Annotated in this window: 13 protein-coding genes and 2 pseudogenes; 8 read left to right on the top strand and 7 right to left on the bottom strand. The window is 61.6% G+C overall.

Going from position 1 to position 14995, the window contains the following annotated elements; all coding sequences use genetic code 11:
* Positions 1 to 11 precede the first annotated feature (11 nt).
* From FFS10_RS02700 to FFS10_RS02680, 5 genes and pseudogenes are all read left to right on the top strand, one after another.
* Positions 12 to 851, top strand: a complete 840-nt coding sequence (locus FFS10_RS02700; protein WP_137891219.1) for an SDR family NAD(P)-dependent oxidoreductase — start codon at positions 12 to 14, stop codon at positions 849 to 851.
* A 305-nt stretch (positions 852 to 1156) separates the two neighbouring features.
* Complete coding sequence (locus FFS10_RS02695; protein WP_171016035.1) at positions 1157 to 2356, top strand: cytochrome P450; 1200 nt, start codon at positions 1157 to 1159, stop codon at positions 2354 to 2356.
* Positions 2357 to 2430: 74 nt separating this feature from the next.
* Entirely contained in the window at positions 2431 to 3612 is a 1182-nt protein-coding gene (locus FFS10_RS02690; RefSeq protein WP_137891214.1) for an ABC transporter substrate-binding protein, read from the top strand.
* A gap of 146 nt (positions 3613 to 3758) precedes the next feature.
* A complete protein-coding gene (locus FFS10_RS02685) occupies positions 3759 to 4475 on the top strand; it encodes a transposase (RefSeq protein WP_137891212.1) in 717 nt (238 codons plus the stop codon).
* Positions 4466 to 4873: pseudogene (locus FFS10_RS02680) on the top strand (integrase core domain-containing protein); the annotation flags it as partial. The gene FFS10_RS02685 and the pseudogene FFS10_RS02680, both read left to right, overlap by 10 nt.
* Before the next feature lie 250 nt (positions 4874 to 5123).
* Here the strand turns inward: FFS10_RS02680 and FFS10_RS02675 are convergent.
* The 7 genes and pseudogenes from FFS10_RS02675 to FFS10_RS02640 form a co-directional block, all read right to left on the bottom strand.
* Positions 5124 to 5429: pseudogene (locus FFS10_RS02675) on the bottom strand (IS66 family transposase); the annotation flags it as partial.
* Between the two features lie 76 nt (positions 5430 to 5505).
* Positions 5506 to 6390 carry an MBL fold metallo-hydrolase gene (locus FFS10_RS02670; RefSeq protein ID WP_137891210.1) on the bottom strand — a complete coding sequence of 295 codons (885 nt, stop codon included), beginning with the start codon at positions 6388 to 6390 and terminating at the stop codon, positions 5506 to 5508.
* Positions 6391 to 6904: 514 nt separating this feature from the next.
* Complete coding sequence (locus FFS10_RS02660) at positions 6905 to 8344, bottom strand: NAD-dependent succinate-semialdehyde dehydrogenase (RefSeq protein ID WP_137891354.1); 1440 nt, start codon at positions 8342 to 8344, stop codon at positions 6905 to 6907.
* 52 nt (positions 8345 to 8396) lie between these two features.
* Positions 8397 to 8927: a carboxymuconolactone decarboxylase family protein gene (locus FFS10_RS02655; RefSeq protein WP_171016032.1), complete on the bottom strand. Its 531-nt coding sequence runs from the start codon at positions 8925 to 8927 to the stop codon at positions 8397 to 8399.
* Between the two features lie 26 nt (positions 8928 to 8953).
* A complete protein-coding gene (locus FFS10_RS02650; protein ID WP_137891206.1) occupies positions 8954 to 10009 on the bottom strand; it encodes an alcohol dehydrogenase in 1056 nt (351 codons plus the stop codon).
* A 25-nt stretch (positions 10010 to 10034) separates the two neighbouring features.
* Positions 10035 to 10901 (bottom strand): MBL fold metallo-hydrolase, encoded by an 867-nt coding sequence (locus FFS10_RS02645; RefSeq protein WP_137891204.1) that lies wholly within the window; start codon positions 10899 to 10901, stop codon positions 10035 to 10037.
* Positions 10902 to 10911: 10 nt separating this feature from the next.
* Positions 10912 to 11880, bottom strand: a complete 969-nt coding sequence (locus FFS10_RS02640; RefSeq protein WP_137891202.1) for a Bug family tripartite tricarboxylate transporter substrate binding protein — start codon at positions 11878 to 11880, stop codon at positions 10912 to 10914.
* A 259-nt stretch (positions 11881 to 12139) separates the two neighbouring features.
* Here FFS10_RS02640 and FFS10_RS02635 point away from each other — a divergent pair, with 259 nt between their 5' ends.
* From FFS10_RS02635 to FFS10_RS02625, 3 genes are read left to right on the top strand one after another with little or no spacing between them, the layout of a single operon-like run.
* A complete protein-coding gene (locus FFS10_RS02635) occupies positions 12140 to 13309 on the top strand; it encodes an acyl-CoA dehydrogenase family protein (protein ID WP_137891200.1) in 1170 nt (389 codons plus the stop codon).
* A gap of 21 nt (positions 13310 to 13330) precedes the next feature.
* Positions 13331 to 13789 (top strand): MaoC family dehydratase, encoded by a 459-nt coding sequence (locus FFS10_RS02630; RefSeq protein WP_137891199.1) that lies wholly within the window; start codon positions 13331 to 13333, stop codon positions 13787 to 13789.
* Between the two features lie 3 nt (positions 13790 to 13792).
* Positions 13793 to 14980 carry a CaiB/BaiF CoA transferase family protein gene (locus FFS10_RS02625; RefSeq protein ID WP_137891197.1) on the top strand — a complete coding sequence of 396 codons (1188 nt, stop codon included), beginning with the start codon at positions 13793 to 13795 and terminating at the stop codon, positions 14978 to 14980.
* Positions 14981 to 14995: the final 15 nt, after the last annotated feature.

Raw genomic sequence — 14995 nt, 5'->3', positions numbered from 1 at the left:
GGCGGCACATCATGGCAAGCAAGGTCTGGTTCATCACGGGATCGTCCAAGGGCTTCGGCCGCGTATGGGCACAGGCTGCCCTGGAGCGTGGCGATCGGGTCGCCGCGACGGCTCGTGATCCCGCAACGCTCGACGCGCTGAAGAAGAAATATGGCGACAGGATCGCCGCCCTCAGGCTCGATGTGACGAACAAGCGTGATGTCGGCGCCGCGATCGACGAGGCGCACCAGCGCTTCGGGCGCCTCGATGTCGTCATCAACAACGCGGGCTATGGCCAATTCGGAGCCGTCGAGGAGGTCAGTGAGGCCGAGGCGCGGGATCAGATCGAGACCAACTTCTTCGGTGCCCTGTGGGTCACGCGGGCCGCCCTTCCGATCATGCGCCGGCAGGGGGCCGGTCACATCATCCAGATTTCGTCCATCGGCGGCATCACCGCGTTCGCGAATATCGGCCTATATCACGCTTCCAAATGGGCGCTCGAAGGCCTCAGTCAGTCCCTTTCGATCGAAGTGGCGGACATGGGCATCCATGTCACGCTGGTCGAGCCGGCCGGATTTTCCACTGACTGGAACGGGCCGTCGGCCAGGCATGCGAAACCCATCGAGGCGTATGAAAGTGCGCGCGTGCAGATGGCGAGCCGGCGCGGGCTTACCGTGCAAGGCCTTCCAGAGGCAACGGGCCCGGCCATGCTTGCATTGGTCGATGCGCAAAAGCCGCCACTGCGGGTGTTCCTTGGCGACAGGGGCCTGCCACTGATTCGGCAAGAATACGCCAGGCGGCTGTCCGAATGGGAAGCGTGGGACCACCTGGCGGATATGTCGCAGGGCCCCGTGAAGAATCGGAAAGCCTGAACCTGGCGGCCGGGCCTACTGGCCCGACTTCATTCGCTGCTTCGGGGCTGCCACCGGCGACAGGACTGCCTCGCTCGACGCGGCACATGCACAACGACGCCACAACGGGATGGCTCGTGCAACGATGCCCCTGTTTTTTGCATACATGGTTAATGGTTAATTAATGAGGGAAAGCCCCAATGACAATGGGCGTTTCAGAGGCTAGGATTCCATGCGAAGGTATGAATGGTTATCCATTTATCATAACCCCGCCGGCTGCACGCAAGCCGGCAGTTGGCGCAAAGCGCAGATCAAGGAGCAGACCGATGTCACTGGATTTCCCGTATTACCCTGCGGCGCGAGATTCCTACAACCCTCCGAAAGCCTACGCCGGCTATCGGAGGGACGCTCCTGTAAAGAAGGTGCGCCTGTGGAACGGCCAGCATGTTTGGCTTGTCACGCGCCATGCTGACATCATCAAGGTATTGAGCGATCACGAGACGTTCAGCCAGAAGCCGGCGCCCGGGTATCCGACGGTATCCGCGGGCAGGGGAAGCCAGGTCACGCAGGAACCTGCGACGTTCTTGCGGATGGACCCACCAGACCACACGGTCAGGCGGCGGATGATCACCGCAGACTTCTCGGTCAAGCGCGTGAATGCGTTGCGGCCGCGTATTACCGAGATCGCGAATTCATTGCTGGACAGGATGCTCGCAAAGGTGTCTCCTGCGGATCTCCTGGCGGACTTTGCGGTGGGGCTGCCGACGACGGTGATCACCGACTACTTGGGCTTGCCTCAGGAAGACCACGCCTTCATTCACGAGAAGACCGAGACGAAGTTTGACATGCGGCTCGATGGCGCGACTAACAGGCAGGCGCAGGTGGATTTGCATGCATACCTCCATGAACAGTTCCGCAGGAGACAGGCGCAGCCAGACCAGGACGACTTGATGGGAAAGTATCTCCGTGAGTTCATCCGGACAGGTCTGCTGAGTACGGACGAGGTCGTGGGCATCGTCGAGCTCATGGTGACGGCGGGGCACGAAACAACGGTGAACATGATCGCTCTGGGAGCCCTGCTGCTTATGCGGAACCCGGACCAGATGGAGATCTTGCGAAATGATCGCAGCCTCATGGCGAGCGCCGTGAACGAGATGCTTCGCCATCTTGCGGTGAACGACAAGGCCACCGGACGGCTGTGCGTGAAGGACACTGAGATCGCAGGTCAGAAAATCAGGGCCGGGGAAGGGGTTTTCGCGTCGCTGACTTCCGGAAGTCGAGATGAATCGGTGTTCGAGGACGCAGACAAGTTCGACGTCACGCGCAACCGGCCGGATCACCTCGCGTTCGGAGCTGGCGCACACCAGTGCCTGGGTGCGACCCTGGCAAAGGCTGAAATGGATATCGCATTCAACCTGTTGCTCGACCGCCTTCCAGCCTTGCAGCTCGCGGTTCCCTTCGAGCAGTTGCAATACAAGCATGACGCGGTTGTTTTTGGCCTGAAGGCGCTTCCGGTGCGCTGGTGAGTCAGCGCATACCCGTTGGCAATTCGCTTCGAGCCGTCGATTCCCCGCCTTTTTTTTTCAATGGAGACACACTGATGAATCACTTCCCATCATTCAGCCGCATCCGCCACACGGCCGGGATGCTCGCCATCGGCGCCGCGCTGTTCGCCGGCGCCATGACTGGTGTGAGCGCGCAGACCCTGAAGATTGGTGTCATTGCGCCCCTCACCGGACCCGGCGCGCCCTGGGGCTTGAGCATGCAGCACGGCGCAAGTATTCTCGCGTCCCAGATCAACGCCAAGGGTGGCCTTGAGGTGAGCGGCAAGAAGCATCGGATCGAAATCGTGGCCTACGACGATCAGTACAAGACCGTCGAAGCCGTCTCCGCGTACAACCGGCTGGTGAAACAGGACGGCGTCAAGTACGTGGTCATCCTAACCTCTATTGCGACCATGGCGCTCAAGCAGCGCGTTGAGGACGACAAGGTCATCGGCGTCTCGTCGGGCATCACGCCGAAGGCATTCGACGCCAGCTCCAAATACATGTTCCGTCTCCTGAGCACACCGGCCGACTACGTGCCGGGATATGTGGCCTGGTTGAAAGACAACCGCAAGGAGAGGCGTGTCGCCATCCTGAACCCGAACGACGAGACGGGCTGGGACCTGACGAAGCTGAGTGAAAGGGTCTACAATGAAAAAGGCTTCACGGTGCTGACTGCGGAAACATTCGAGCGCTCGACGAAGGACTTTCAGCCGCTGCTGACCAAGGTTCTCGCCATGAAGCCTGACCTGATCGAGTTGAGCGCGATCGCGCCGGCTACGGCCGGCCTCGTCATCCGCCAGGCGCGCGAGCTCGGCTACAAGGGCCTGTTCACCAAGAACTCCGGCCCGGGCCCGAAAGACATCGTGGCAGCGGCCGGCAAGGAGGACTCCGAGGGCGTTTACAACCTCCTCTACGTCGACCGTGAGAACGCGGCATTCCAGCAGCTGGCCGCGGAGTACAAGAAGACGGTGGGCCATGAAGCGAACGACACGATCGCGACTTACTACGATGGCTTGAACGTGCTGTTCAAGGCAATCCAGGAGGGCGGCGACGTCAACGACACCGGAAAGGTCGCCGCGGCCTTTGGCAAGGCGCTGCCGATGAAGTCGATCCTGGGCGACGAACTGATACTGGGTGGCATGAAGAATTTCGGCGCCGATCGTCAAATCATGACGACCGACTACATTGCCGTCATCAAGAACGGCGAACCCAAGGTCGTCGGCAAGATCCGATAGGGGGGTGGAAGCCCAAACCCGATTTTTTTCGCCGACACGTTACGCACACCGATGCGGTCTGTAACCCGTAGTCAGCGATCAGCAGTTACGACCTTGGCGGCTTGATTCGGGCAGCCAGCACCCCCAGTGCAAGTTCGGCGTCACCCATGCGCATGATCGCGTCACTCGTGCCGCCTTGCAGTTCCCGTGCCAGCACGAGAAGTTCGTCGAGGACCCGCGCGTGCCGATCGAGTTGGAGAGCAAGGCGCTCGATGTCTTTCCGCTGTACCGCCGACGGCGAGGCTTCACGCCTGCGCGGCATGGTCAGCGAAGACTCGGTGCGCGGCGCGCTGGCGGCGATGCCGCCCGATGCCAGCGATGCGTGGATGCGCCAATCGCTGATGGCCAGCGTGCGCCGGGCGCTCGATCGCCCCTGGGTGCTGGACATCGACGCCACGATCAAGCCGCTATACGGCCGCCAGGAAGGCGCCGAGCTCGGCTACAACCCGCACAAGCTCGGTCGGCCCAGCCATGTGCTGCACAGCTTCTGGATCGGCAACCTGCGTCTGGTGCTCGATGCGGTGCTCGCCTCGGGCAAGCAACACAGCTCGGGCCACGCCAAGGCCGCCCTGGGCCGGCTGCTCGACGAGTTGGGCGACAAGGCCCCAGCGCTGGTGAGGGGCGACTGCGGCTACGGCAACGAAGACATCATCGAGCTGTGCGAGCGGCGCGAGCAGCCCTACCTGCTGCGGCTGCGCAAGACGGCCAACGTCAAGCGGCTGATCCAGCGCCTGTTCAAGCGCGAGGACTGGACGCGCGCCAGCGAGGCCAGCCAGGGCTGGCAGGCCATCGAGGACGAGTTGCGCCTGAGCGGCTGGGCGTGAAGCGCTCGTACTCGCGCCCGCGCGTGAGCGACGACAACGCCTTCGTCGAGAGCCTGTTCCGCACCGCCAAGTACCGGCCGGAGTTCCCGGACAAGGGCTTCGCCAGCCTCGACGAGGCTCGTGCCTGGGCCGCGCACTTCGTGCATTGGTACAACCATGAGCATCGGCACAGCGGTATCCGCTACGTCAGCCCTGCGCAGCGCCATGCGGGCAAGGACTCGGCGATCCTCGCCAATCGCCATGAGCTGTATCTGCAGGCTCGCCAGCGCAATCCGCGGCGCTGGTCAGGCGACACTCGGAACTGGACGCCCATTGGTGCGGTGACCTTGAACCCCGAACGGGACTCCATCGTCAAGACGCACTCAGGGTCCTTCGATATACAGCCGTTGGCTGCATGAATGAGGCGACAACTACCTTGACGCGCGCCGCTTCGCCTGGGGCCATCTGCGCGACAACGACCTGCTCGGCGTCAGGACCGAAGCGGAGAAGTTTCTGCTGCTCGCCGCCCTGAACCTCGTCGAGTGCATCGCCTTCGCGGGCGCTGAGGCCCGCCCCGCGGCACCACCAACATGAACCGCAGCATCCTGCTCTTCGACCTCATGCCTCGTTGAGGCCCGACGGGCAAGAACGCCGGTGGCTTACCGCTTACAGGAGGCCCTGCTGCTCGAACTGGCGGTCGATCCACTCGAAGAACTGCTCGCCCCTGGGCTTGCTGTGCGTCAAGCGGTGCAGTCGCTTGTTCTCGCCCGAGAGCTTCTTGACTCGGATTTCCTCTTCGATCTTGTACAGCGCGCCGATCTGGCGCAGCGCCTCGCCCGCAGCCTGCGGCTCGGCGTCCCTGGCCTCGAAGAATTCGCGCCTGGTGTGGATCCAGCATTGCGCGTGCGTCACCCCGGTCTTCTTCACATAGCTGGCGTAGGCCTCGTAGCCGTCGCTCAGCAGCACCGTGCCCGGCGCATTCGTCAGCCCTGGGCACCAAGCTCGCCCCAGGGAACAACGCCGCAGGCTTACCGCTTACAGGGCAAGGTCACTATTCGTTGACATCTGTGCTGCCAATGTATTCGAGCCGATAGCCATCACCCCAGCGCTTAACGCGGCCCACCGATGGGGAGGGAAAATGCGATGTGCAGCAAAGCGTTGGCGTATCGCAGTAGCGCTCGAGGAACGATCGGCGAGTGCTGGCCGCGAGCACCGGATCCTTGTCAATAGTAAATGAAAGCTCAGGATATCGGGTCTGCAAAGGAACGTGTATTAGATCACCAGCGATGACAACCTCATCCCGCGCCTTGCCGAAGCAAAACGATACGTGACCGTCAGTGTGTCCAGGTGTAGGCAAAATCCGTAAATGGTCCCCCAACTGGTAGTCATCGTCAACGAGCTCCGCACGACCTGCCTGCACAATCGGAAGGACGCTGTCCCGATACGCAGCGTTTGCTAGAAGTCCGTCCGTAGCTTCCACTGCCAGCATTTCGCGTCGCCCAAATAGGTAACGCGCGTTTGGAAACGTCGGCACCCATTCTCCTTTGACCAACTTTGTATTCCATCCAACATGGTCACCATGCATGTGGGTGCACATCACATAGTCAATATCCTCAACCGTTAAATCAGCAGCAGCTAGAGCGCACATCCAGCGTGCATCCGTCTTCATGCTCCACTCTGGTCGGCCCCGCGGCTTGTCATTGCCGAGACAGCTATCCACAAGGATTGTGTGATGCGGAGTGCGAACCACGTACGACTGAAAGCAAATATTGAAAACATCACCAGCTCCCAGAGAGTCCGGCTGCAACCACACTCGATTCTCTTCGAGCAGTTCAGGGGTCAATGTCGGCAGCATTTCCAAGGCCGGCAGATAAGGGTGATTGAGCTCAACGAGACGGTGAATCGTCAAGTCGGCAACGGAAAAGTTCAGGCTCACGTTCTGTCTCTCGCTGAAGTTAAAGGATGAATCCTGGTCGCGAAAGGGTCACGACAATCGCAAGTTCTCAGAATCAGCCCAAGCAGAGCTAATATCTTATCCAAACGTGTTTCTTTGTCAACCATTAACATATAACAACAGTTCCTAAAGATTCCCTGAAATTTATAGGTGCTCGGCCCTGCGAAATTCAATCTCCCGAGAGCGCCACTGAGATAGTCCCGAGACAAGTGCTGCGGTTGGGCGCTGACGAAGCGCGCAAGAGCAGGTCGTCGGCCACCACCCCACAGCGGCGTCATGCCCAGGCAGGCCATGGCGGCCAGCATCTGCAGGCGCAAAAACCAGGCCCCGGGGCCAACGCGGGCAATTGCCCTGAGCAGCCAGCGGATGTTGTAGCCCGCGGCACAGCGCAGCGCGTGCAACGCATCACCGCGCCAAGAAGTGGGTGTCGGACCGCCTTTCACCTGTTTCGCCTGCGTTATCGGTGCCTCCAGGCGGAGTCGGGGCTCAATCAGGCTCAAACATTTGAGATGGCAACCGCTCGCGGATTGAGATAACACTCGAGCGCTTCCATCCCGCCTTCCGAGCCGTAACCGGAGTCCTTCACGCCACCGAACGGCATCTCTGCGGAAGGCATCGCCGGCATGTTGATCCACAGCATTCCCACCTCCACGCGACGAGTCAGCAGGTCCGCGTTTTTCAGGGAACGGGTGAAGGCGTATCCGGCCAAGCCATAAGGCAGGCGGTTGGATTCCTGGATCGCTTCATCAAGCGTCCGGAAGCCGCGAATCGCCGCCACAGGCCCGAAAGGTTCGTCGTTGAAAATCATCGCGTCCAGCGGCACCTCGTCCAGGACGGTCGGCTGCCAGAAATTGCCTGCTCCGGCCATGCGCTCACCACCGTGCAGCACCTTGGCGCCTTTGACCACGGCATCCCGTGTCAACGCTTCCATCGCGACCGTGCGGCGAGGGTTGGCCAGGGGCCCCATCTGAGTGCCTTGCGCCAAGCCATCGCCCACCTTGAGCGACTTCGCGAGGGCCGCCAGCGCCTGGGCGAAGTCGTTGCGCACGCGCTCATGAACCAGAAAACGCGTCGGTGAGATGCACACCTGACCCGCATTACGGAACTTGGCGGCACCCGCGCATTTCACTGCCAATTCGACATCGGCGTCTTCACACACGATCACAGGCGCATGACCGCCTAGTTCCATGGACACACGCTTCATGTGCTGTCCGGCCATGGCGGCGAGCTGCTTGCCGACAGGGGTGGAGCCAGTAAACGTGATCTTGCGGATTGCCGGGTGGGCAATCAGATAGCTGGAGATTTCCGAAGGGTCCCCGTACACGAGATTCAGGACGCCTGGCGGCAAGCCCGCATCCTGGAACGCGCGGATCAACGCGGCCGGCGCGGCGGGCGTTTCTTCCGGCGCCTTCACGATGACCGAGCATCCCGCGGCGAGCGCAGGCGCCACCTTGCGAACAATCTGGTTGATCGGAAAATTCCACGGGGTGAAGGCCGCCACCGGGCCCACCGGATCCTTGATCACCATCTGGCGGACGGCATGGCTGGTGCGGGAAGGCACCAGGCGACCGTAGATGCGGAATCCCTCTTCGGCAAACCAGTCGATGATGTCCGCGGCGGCCAGCGTCTCGCCAGTCGCCTCGGCCAGGGGCTTGCCCTGTTCCTGGGTCAACTGCTTCGCAATGTCCCCAACGCGCTCACGCATGTGCAGGGCCGCGCGGCGCATTATCTTGCTGCGCTCTGCGGCCGTCATGTCACGCCAAGTTTCGAAGCCCTTTTGAACCGATTCCACGGCCTGTGCAAGGTCGACCTTACCCGCATGCGCGACACTTCCGATCTCGCCGCCCGTTGCAGGATTGAGCACGGGCAAGGTCCGACCATCGGCGGCATCTTGCCATCGGCCATGAATCAACAGTTGGGTGTTCGGGTAAGACATCAAGAAAGCTTTCCTAGTGCAAGAGCTGAACTGGCAGTGGAGCGCAAAGCGTTCAATGCGTGATCCTCAGGGCCACCAGGAAGCGCGAAACCATGTTGTAGGCCGCGATAGCGGTGACGAATTCGACGACTTCCCGCGCGGAGAAGCGCTGACGGACCCGGTCCATCACGGCGTCCGGCACATCGATATCGCGGGTCATTCGCTCCGTGAGTTCAAGGATGAGTTGCTCGTCATCGCTGAACAGGGCTGCGGTTGCGGGCAGTCCCCGCAGGGTTTCGATTTTTTCGTTGGAGACGCCCGCCTTTTTCGCATGCGGCACATGGGCGTTGAACTCGAACGAAGCGCGGTTCAGCACCGCAACCCGGAGGATGATCAATTCGCGCAGGTCCGCAGGAATCAGCGAGCGATTGCGAACTGCCGTCAGCAGTTTTTCCCATCCCGAGGCGATGGGGGGGCTGTTCAGGAGCGCCTGGTACAGCACGGCGATTTCGCCGCCGCGCTCGGCGCGGATCGAGGCTTCGACGTCGGCCAGTTCGGGCTGGCTGCCGGGAACGACCAAGGGAACGCGGATGGAAGTGTCCATGGGATTTTTCGTATGAAGTTGCAAATTCAACGAGCCAGAACCAGCCGGCCCTGGACCTTGCCTGCGCGCAGGCGCTGCAAGGCATCGTTGACACGATCGAACGCAACGGCCTCCACGGGTAGCGGTTTGAGCTTGCCGAGCTTCACGAGCGCAATGAGCTCCTTTAGCTCGGCGAGGTTGCCGACATAAGAGCCGCGCAGGGTGATGGCGCGCTGAACGAGCGGAGGCATCGAAAGCGTGATTTCCCCGCCGAACAGGCCCACGGCGATATAGGTTCCGCCCTTTCTCAGGGAGGCAATCGCGAAGTCCGCCGTCGCCTTGGCACCCACGAAATCCACGGCGGCGGCCACGCTGCCGGCTTGCGCCAGCAGCTTCGACGCTGAGTCGGGCTCCCGCGGGTCAAAGACATAGGTCGCCCCGTTGGACTGGGCGAGGTCACGCTTGGCCGGATCAATGTCCGCAACGGCGATGTTGCGGTAACCCATGGCGATCGCGAGCTGCAGTCCGCTGAGGCCGACGCCGCCGGCCCCCATCAGCACCAGGAGGTCGCGCTCCTTGTTGATGTCGAGCTTGCGCAGCGCGCTGTAGGCGGTCAGGCCCGAGCAGGCATACGTCGCTGCCAGGGTCGGCTCGATGCCGGTTACATCGACGAGGTACTTCGGATGGGGCACGACACATTTGTCTGCGTAGCCACCCGGGCGGAAAACACCCAGCGAGGAAGGTTTCGCGCACAGGTTCTCGTCACCGCGCAGGCAGGTCTCGCACGTGCCGCACCCGATCCACGGATAGACCAGGAAGGTCTTGCCGACTTGGTCATCGGAGATCGGCGCATCCGGTCCTTTGGCAACCAAGCGCCCCAGGACTTCGTGCCCCATGACCACCGGGGGCTTGATGCCGCGGTCCACAAGGCTCAGCCGCTTGCCTCCGCCGAGGTCGTAGTAGCCGTCCTGGAGGTGCAGGTCGGTATGGCAAACGCCGCAACGCGTCACCTCGACAACGACTTCCGTGCCGGTGGGTTGCGGATCCGCGCTGTCGACGGGAACAACGGGCTCGCAAAAACATGTAATGGCGTACGCGCGCATCTTTTATCCTTTGTTGGAACTGGTGTTAATCGAAGCTTTGCAGCCGGTAGCCCGCGCCCCAACGGGAAATTCGACCTGCGGACAGCGTCGGGAAGTGGGCGGTGCAGCACAGCGTTGGTGTGTCGCAATAACGTTCAAGGAACGACCGACGGGTTGTGGCGGCCAGCACCGGGTCCTTGTCCCTGGCAAAGGACAGCTCGGGATAACGCATCTGCAGGGGGACGTGGATCAGGTCGCCGGTCATCACGACCTCGTCGCGCTTCTTGCCGAAGCCAAACGACACGTGTCCGTCCGTATGGCCTGGCGTCGGCAGGATGCGCACATGGTCGCCCAGCTGGTAGTCATCCCCGACGATTTCTGTCCTGCCCGCGCGAAGGATCGGCAACAGGCTGTCCGTGTAACCGGCGTAGGGCGAGCGTTCATTGGCAGCCTGCGCCGTCGCCAGTTCGCGCTCGCTGAACACATAACGCGCGTTGGGGAATGTCGGAACCCATTCGCCGTTGACCAGACGTGTGTTCCAGCCGACATGGTCATCATGCAAGTGGGTGCACATCACGTAATCGATGTCTTCCACGGTCAGCCCGGCAGCCGCCAGCGCACGCATGTAGGTGTCGTCGGTCTTCAGGTGCCACTCGGGCCGTCCTCGCTGCTTGTCGTTTCCAAGGCAGCTGTCGACGAGGATCGTGTGATGCGGTGTCCTGACAATGTAGCTTTGGTAGCAGAGGCTGAAGACATCGCCAGGACCAAGCGAATGAGGCTGCAGCCAGTCGCGGTTCGCATCGAGCACCTCCTGCGTCAGTCCGGGGAGCATCTCGAATGCGGGGAGAAAGGGCGATTCCATCTCCACGATGCGGTGGACCGTCATGTCGCCGATCGAAAAATTCAGGCGCAAGCTCAACTCCTTACTTCCGCTCGATGTTGGCCGCGGAGAAGATCCTGGCCCACGTGCTCATGTCGTTTTCGATGAAGGTGCGAAATTCCGTCGGATCCATCGGCGTTGCGGTAGCTCCGACTGAGCCCAGAAAGCTGACCGTCGCAGGATCGTTGGTGAACGCCCGGACGACGTCACTGAGCTTTGCCCGGATCTCAGGCGGCGTCTGGCTGCGTGTCACCACCCCGATCCAGGGGACGAAGCGGAAGCCAGGCGCATCCTCCGCAACAGTGGGAATGTTCGGAAGGCTGGTGTGGCGCTTTTCGCTGGTCACGGCCAGGGCCTTCAGCCGGCCTTGCTTCAGGAAGCTGCCCACCACGTTCGCATCGACGATGGTGAAGTCGAATTGACCGCCGATCAGGTCAGTGAGAACCTGCGGCGCACCCCTGTAGAAAACGGGCTCGATCTTGATTCCGTAGCGGAGTTTGAGGAGCTCTGCGCCACCGCGCGTTGCCGTGTTTCCTGCGCCGTACATCAACGGTGTGGTCCGCTTGTTGGCCTCAGCGATGAATTCACGCAAGTTGTTCGCCGGGAAGTCCGACCTGACGGTCAGGACCAGCGGGATCTGCATGATGTTGCCGATCATGTCGAAGTCCTTGAGCGGATCGAACGGCAACTGCTTGTACAGGCTCGCATTGGCCCCATGGACCGAGTTCGATGTCATGAACAAGGTGTAGCCATCGGCGGGCTGCCTGAGCACATGCTGGGCTGCGATGTTCCCGTCTGCGCCGACTCTGTTGTCCACCAGCACATTCGCGCCCCACTTGCCCTTGAGGTACTCGGCGAACTTGCGCCCGATCTGGTCTGTCGTGCTGCCGGCCGGGAAAGGTACGACGACGGTGATCGGGCGTGACGGATAGGTGTCCGCCTGCGCCGTGGAATGGGCCGCGAGGGAAAGCCCCAGCGCGGCAAACATGACCTTAATGCTCAGCTTCTTCATGCAGTGACTCCTTTGACTCGCCGACCTCGCCGCTCAGTCGGATCCTGGCGTGGCGGGTCTGGCGCCGAGCCGATGATACTCAAATTTCTTTTAAAGGTCAATCATTGGAATAGATGGTCAGCGTACAGTCGTTCCACTTGGGATATTCTTATGGTTGCCCATTGACTAATTGAAAAATAAGCCCTATAGTGCAATTGATTTCGATGACTTCCGGCGCATGTTGGGGGTCGGTCTTTCATCCATGCAGCAGAGGGGTTTCATGTTCAATCTCACGTCAGAGCAAAGCGCGATCGTCGATGGGGTCTCGGCCGTGTGTCGGCGTTTTGGGGACGATTACTGGAGCAAGTGCGAGGAAGACGAGCGCTTCCCGCATGAATTCCACCGTGCGATGGCCAACGACGGCTGGCTGGGGGTGACCATGCCCGAGGAGTACGGTGGGGCCGGACTGGGCATCAAGGAGGCGGCGATCGTCATGCACACCGTTGCGCGCCACGGTGGCGCCATGGCTGCGACCTCGTCGATCCACATGAACATGTTCGGGCCGCATCCGATGGTGGTACACGGTTCGGCGGCGCAGAAGGAACGCTGGATTCCACGGCTCGTGGCGGGCCAGGACCAGGTGTGCTTCGGTGTGACCGAGCCAGACGCTGGGCTCGACACGACGAGCATCAAGACCTTCGCGACCAAGGTCGAGGGGGGCTATCGGGTCACAGGCCGCAAGATCTGGACGTCCACGGCGCAGGTTGCCAACAAGATCCTGCTCCTGACCCGAACGGCGACCAAGCCACAGAAGGGGCAGGGCAAATCGACCGACGGAATGACGCTTTTTTATACGGACCTGGATCGCACCAAGGTGGAGGTTCGCCGCATCCCCAAGCACGGGCGTGCCGCCGTCGATTCCAACGCCGTCTTCATCGACGATCTGTTCATTCCCGAGGGGGATCGCATCGGCGAGGAGGGGCGCGGGTTCTACTACCTGCTCGACGGACTGAATCCCGAACGGGTCCTCATTGCCGTGGAGGCCATCGGCATCGGTCAGGATGCCGTGAATCGCGCTGCGCGATACGCGCGCGAACGCGTTGTTTTCGGCCGCCCGATTGGCCAGAACCAAGGCATCCAGCATCCATTGGCCGAATGCTGGGTCAACCTGGAGGCCGCACTGTTGATGGCGGAGCGGGCCGCCGACCTGTACGACGCCGGTCGACCCTGTGGTGCAGAAGCCAACAGCGCCAAGTTGCTCGGGTCGCGCGCCGGCTACCTGGCTTGCCAGCAAGCGGTCCTGACGCACGGCGGCATGGGATATGCCAAGGAATACCAGGTCGAGCGACTGCTGCGTGAAGTGCTCGTGACGCGTCTGGGTCCCGTCACCGACCAGCTGATTCTTTGTTTCATCGGCGAGAAGGTGCTCGACCTGCCGAAATCCTACTGATCCGCCTTAGAGAGGAAAAAAATGCCAGGCCTGTACTTTGAAGAGTTCACGGTCGGACAAGTGTTCGATCACGCCATCCGTCGCACCGTGACTGAAATGGACAACGTCCTTTTCTCCGCGCTGACCCACAACCCTGCACAGATCCATCTGGACGAGGAGTACTGCAAGCACCACAGCGAGTTCGGACAGCGGATTCTGAACAGCGCCTGGACCCTGGCCTTCATGGCGGGAGCTTCGGTGGGTGACACCACCTTGGGCACGACGGTGGGGAATCTGGGGTTTCAGGATGTCCGCTTCCCCAAGCCCGTTTTCCATGGGGATACGTTGCACGTGCGCACGACGGTGGTGGCACTGCGTGAGAGCAAGTCTCGCCCGGATGCCGGCATCGCCACCTTCCTGCACGAGGCTTTCAACCAGCGCGACGAACTCGTCGGCGTCTGCAATCGTGCCGCCCTGATGAAGAAGAAGCCGAAGGCCTGATCCATGAAGCCTCTTGCCGGAATCAAGGTTCTCGATTTTTCCAAGGTCTTGGCGGGGCCCTTGTGCACGCAGGCGCTGGGTGATCTGGGAGCCGAAGTGATCAAGGTGGAGCCGCTCAATCTCGGCGACGAGACGCGTGGCTGGCCTCCCTTTCGCCGCGAGGGGTTGGGGGCGGTGTTCCTTTCGGTCAACCGCAACAAGCGCAGCATCGCCCTGGATCTCAAGACGCAGGCGGGCCGTGCGGTCGCACACAAGCTGGCTCGTGAGGCTGACATCGCGATCGAGACGTTCGGCACGGGCGTCGCGGAGCGGCTCGGCATCGATGCCCCGACGCTGCGTGGCCTGAATGATCGCCTGATTCATTGCAGTATCTCTGGCTTCGGACGCAGCGGCCCGTTGAAGAACATGTTGGGCTATGACGTCATTCTGCAGGCGTTCAGCGGCATGATGTCGCTCACGGGGGACGAGGGCGGCGGGTACATCCGCAGTCCGATCTCGCCGATCGACCAGATCACCGGAACGCACGCGTTCTCGGGCATCCTGGCGGCCTTGCTGCAACGAGGTCAGACGGGCAAGGGAACAACCGTGACGGTGAACCTGTTCGAGTCCGCGCTCGGGTTGCTGCGCTACAACCTGCAAAGCTTCTGGGAACGCGGCGAGCAGCCTCCCAAGTGCGGCTCGACCCATGAGGCGCTGTGTCCCTATCGCGCCTTCGAGGCCGCAGACGGCCCCATCATGCTGGGCGTGGCGAACGACAGCCAGTGGCGAAAATTCTGCGCGGTCGCGGGTCTGGACGACATCGTCGAACATCCGAAATTTCGCATCAACGCGGACCGTGTGGCGAATCGGGCGGAGACGGATGCCTTGGTGCAAAAGGCCGTCGAGAAGCGTCCTGCCGCCTTCTGGAATGATGAACTCGCCAAGGTAGGCGTTCCATGCGCAGCCATCAACACGCTTCGGGAGGTGTTGGCACACCCCCAGACCGACGCCAGCGGTCTCATCGTGAAGTACGACCATCCCCACGGAGGTCCGATCCAATCCGTCGGGCAACCCTTCGTCCTTGGCGGCGAGGCGCGCGACACGGGGCTGCCGCCCCCGATCCATGGGGAGCATACCTTGCAGATCCTGGCCGAGATGGGTTTCTCGGAGCCTGAAGTTCAACAGTTACGTGACGCCAGGGCCATCGCCTGAGCACTTTCGGGATTC

The organism is Ramlibacter sp. 2FC, assembly GCF_005503345.1.
Lineage (GTDB): Bacteria > Pseudomonadota > Gammaproteobacteria > Burkholderiales > Burkholderiaceae_C > SCMQ01.
Note: the sequence above shows the minus strand (reverse complement) of the source record. Positions and strands in the feature narration are given on the sequence as shown.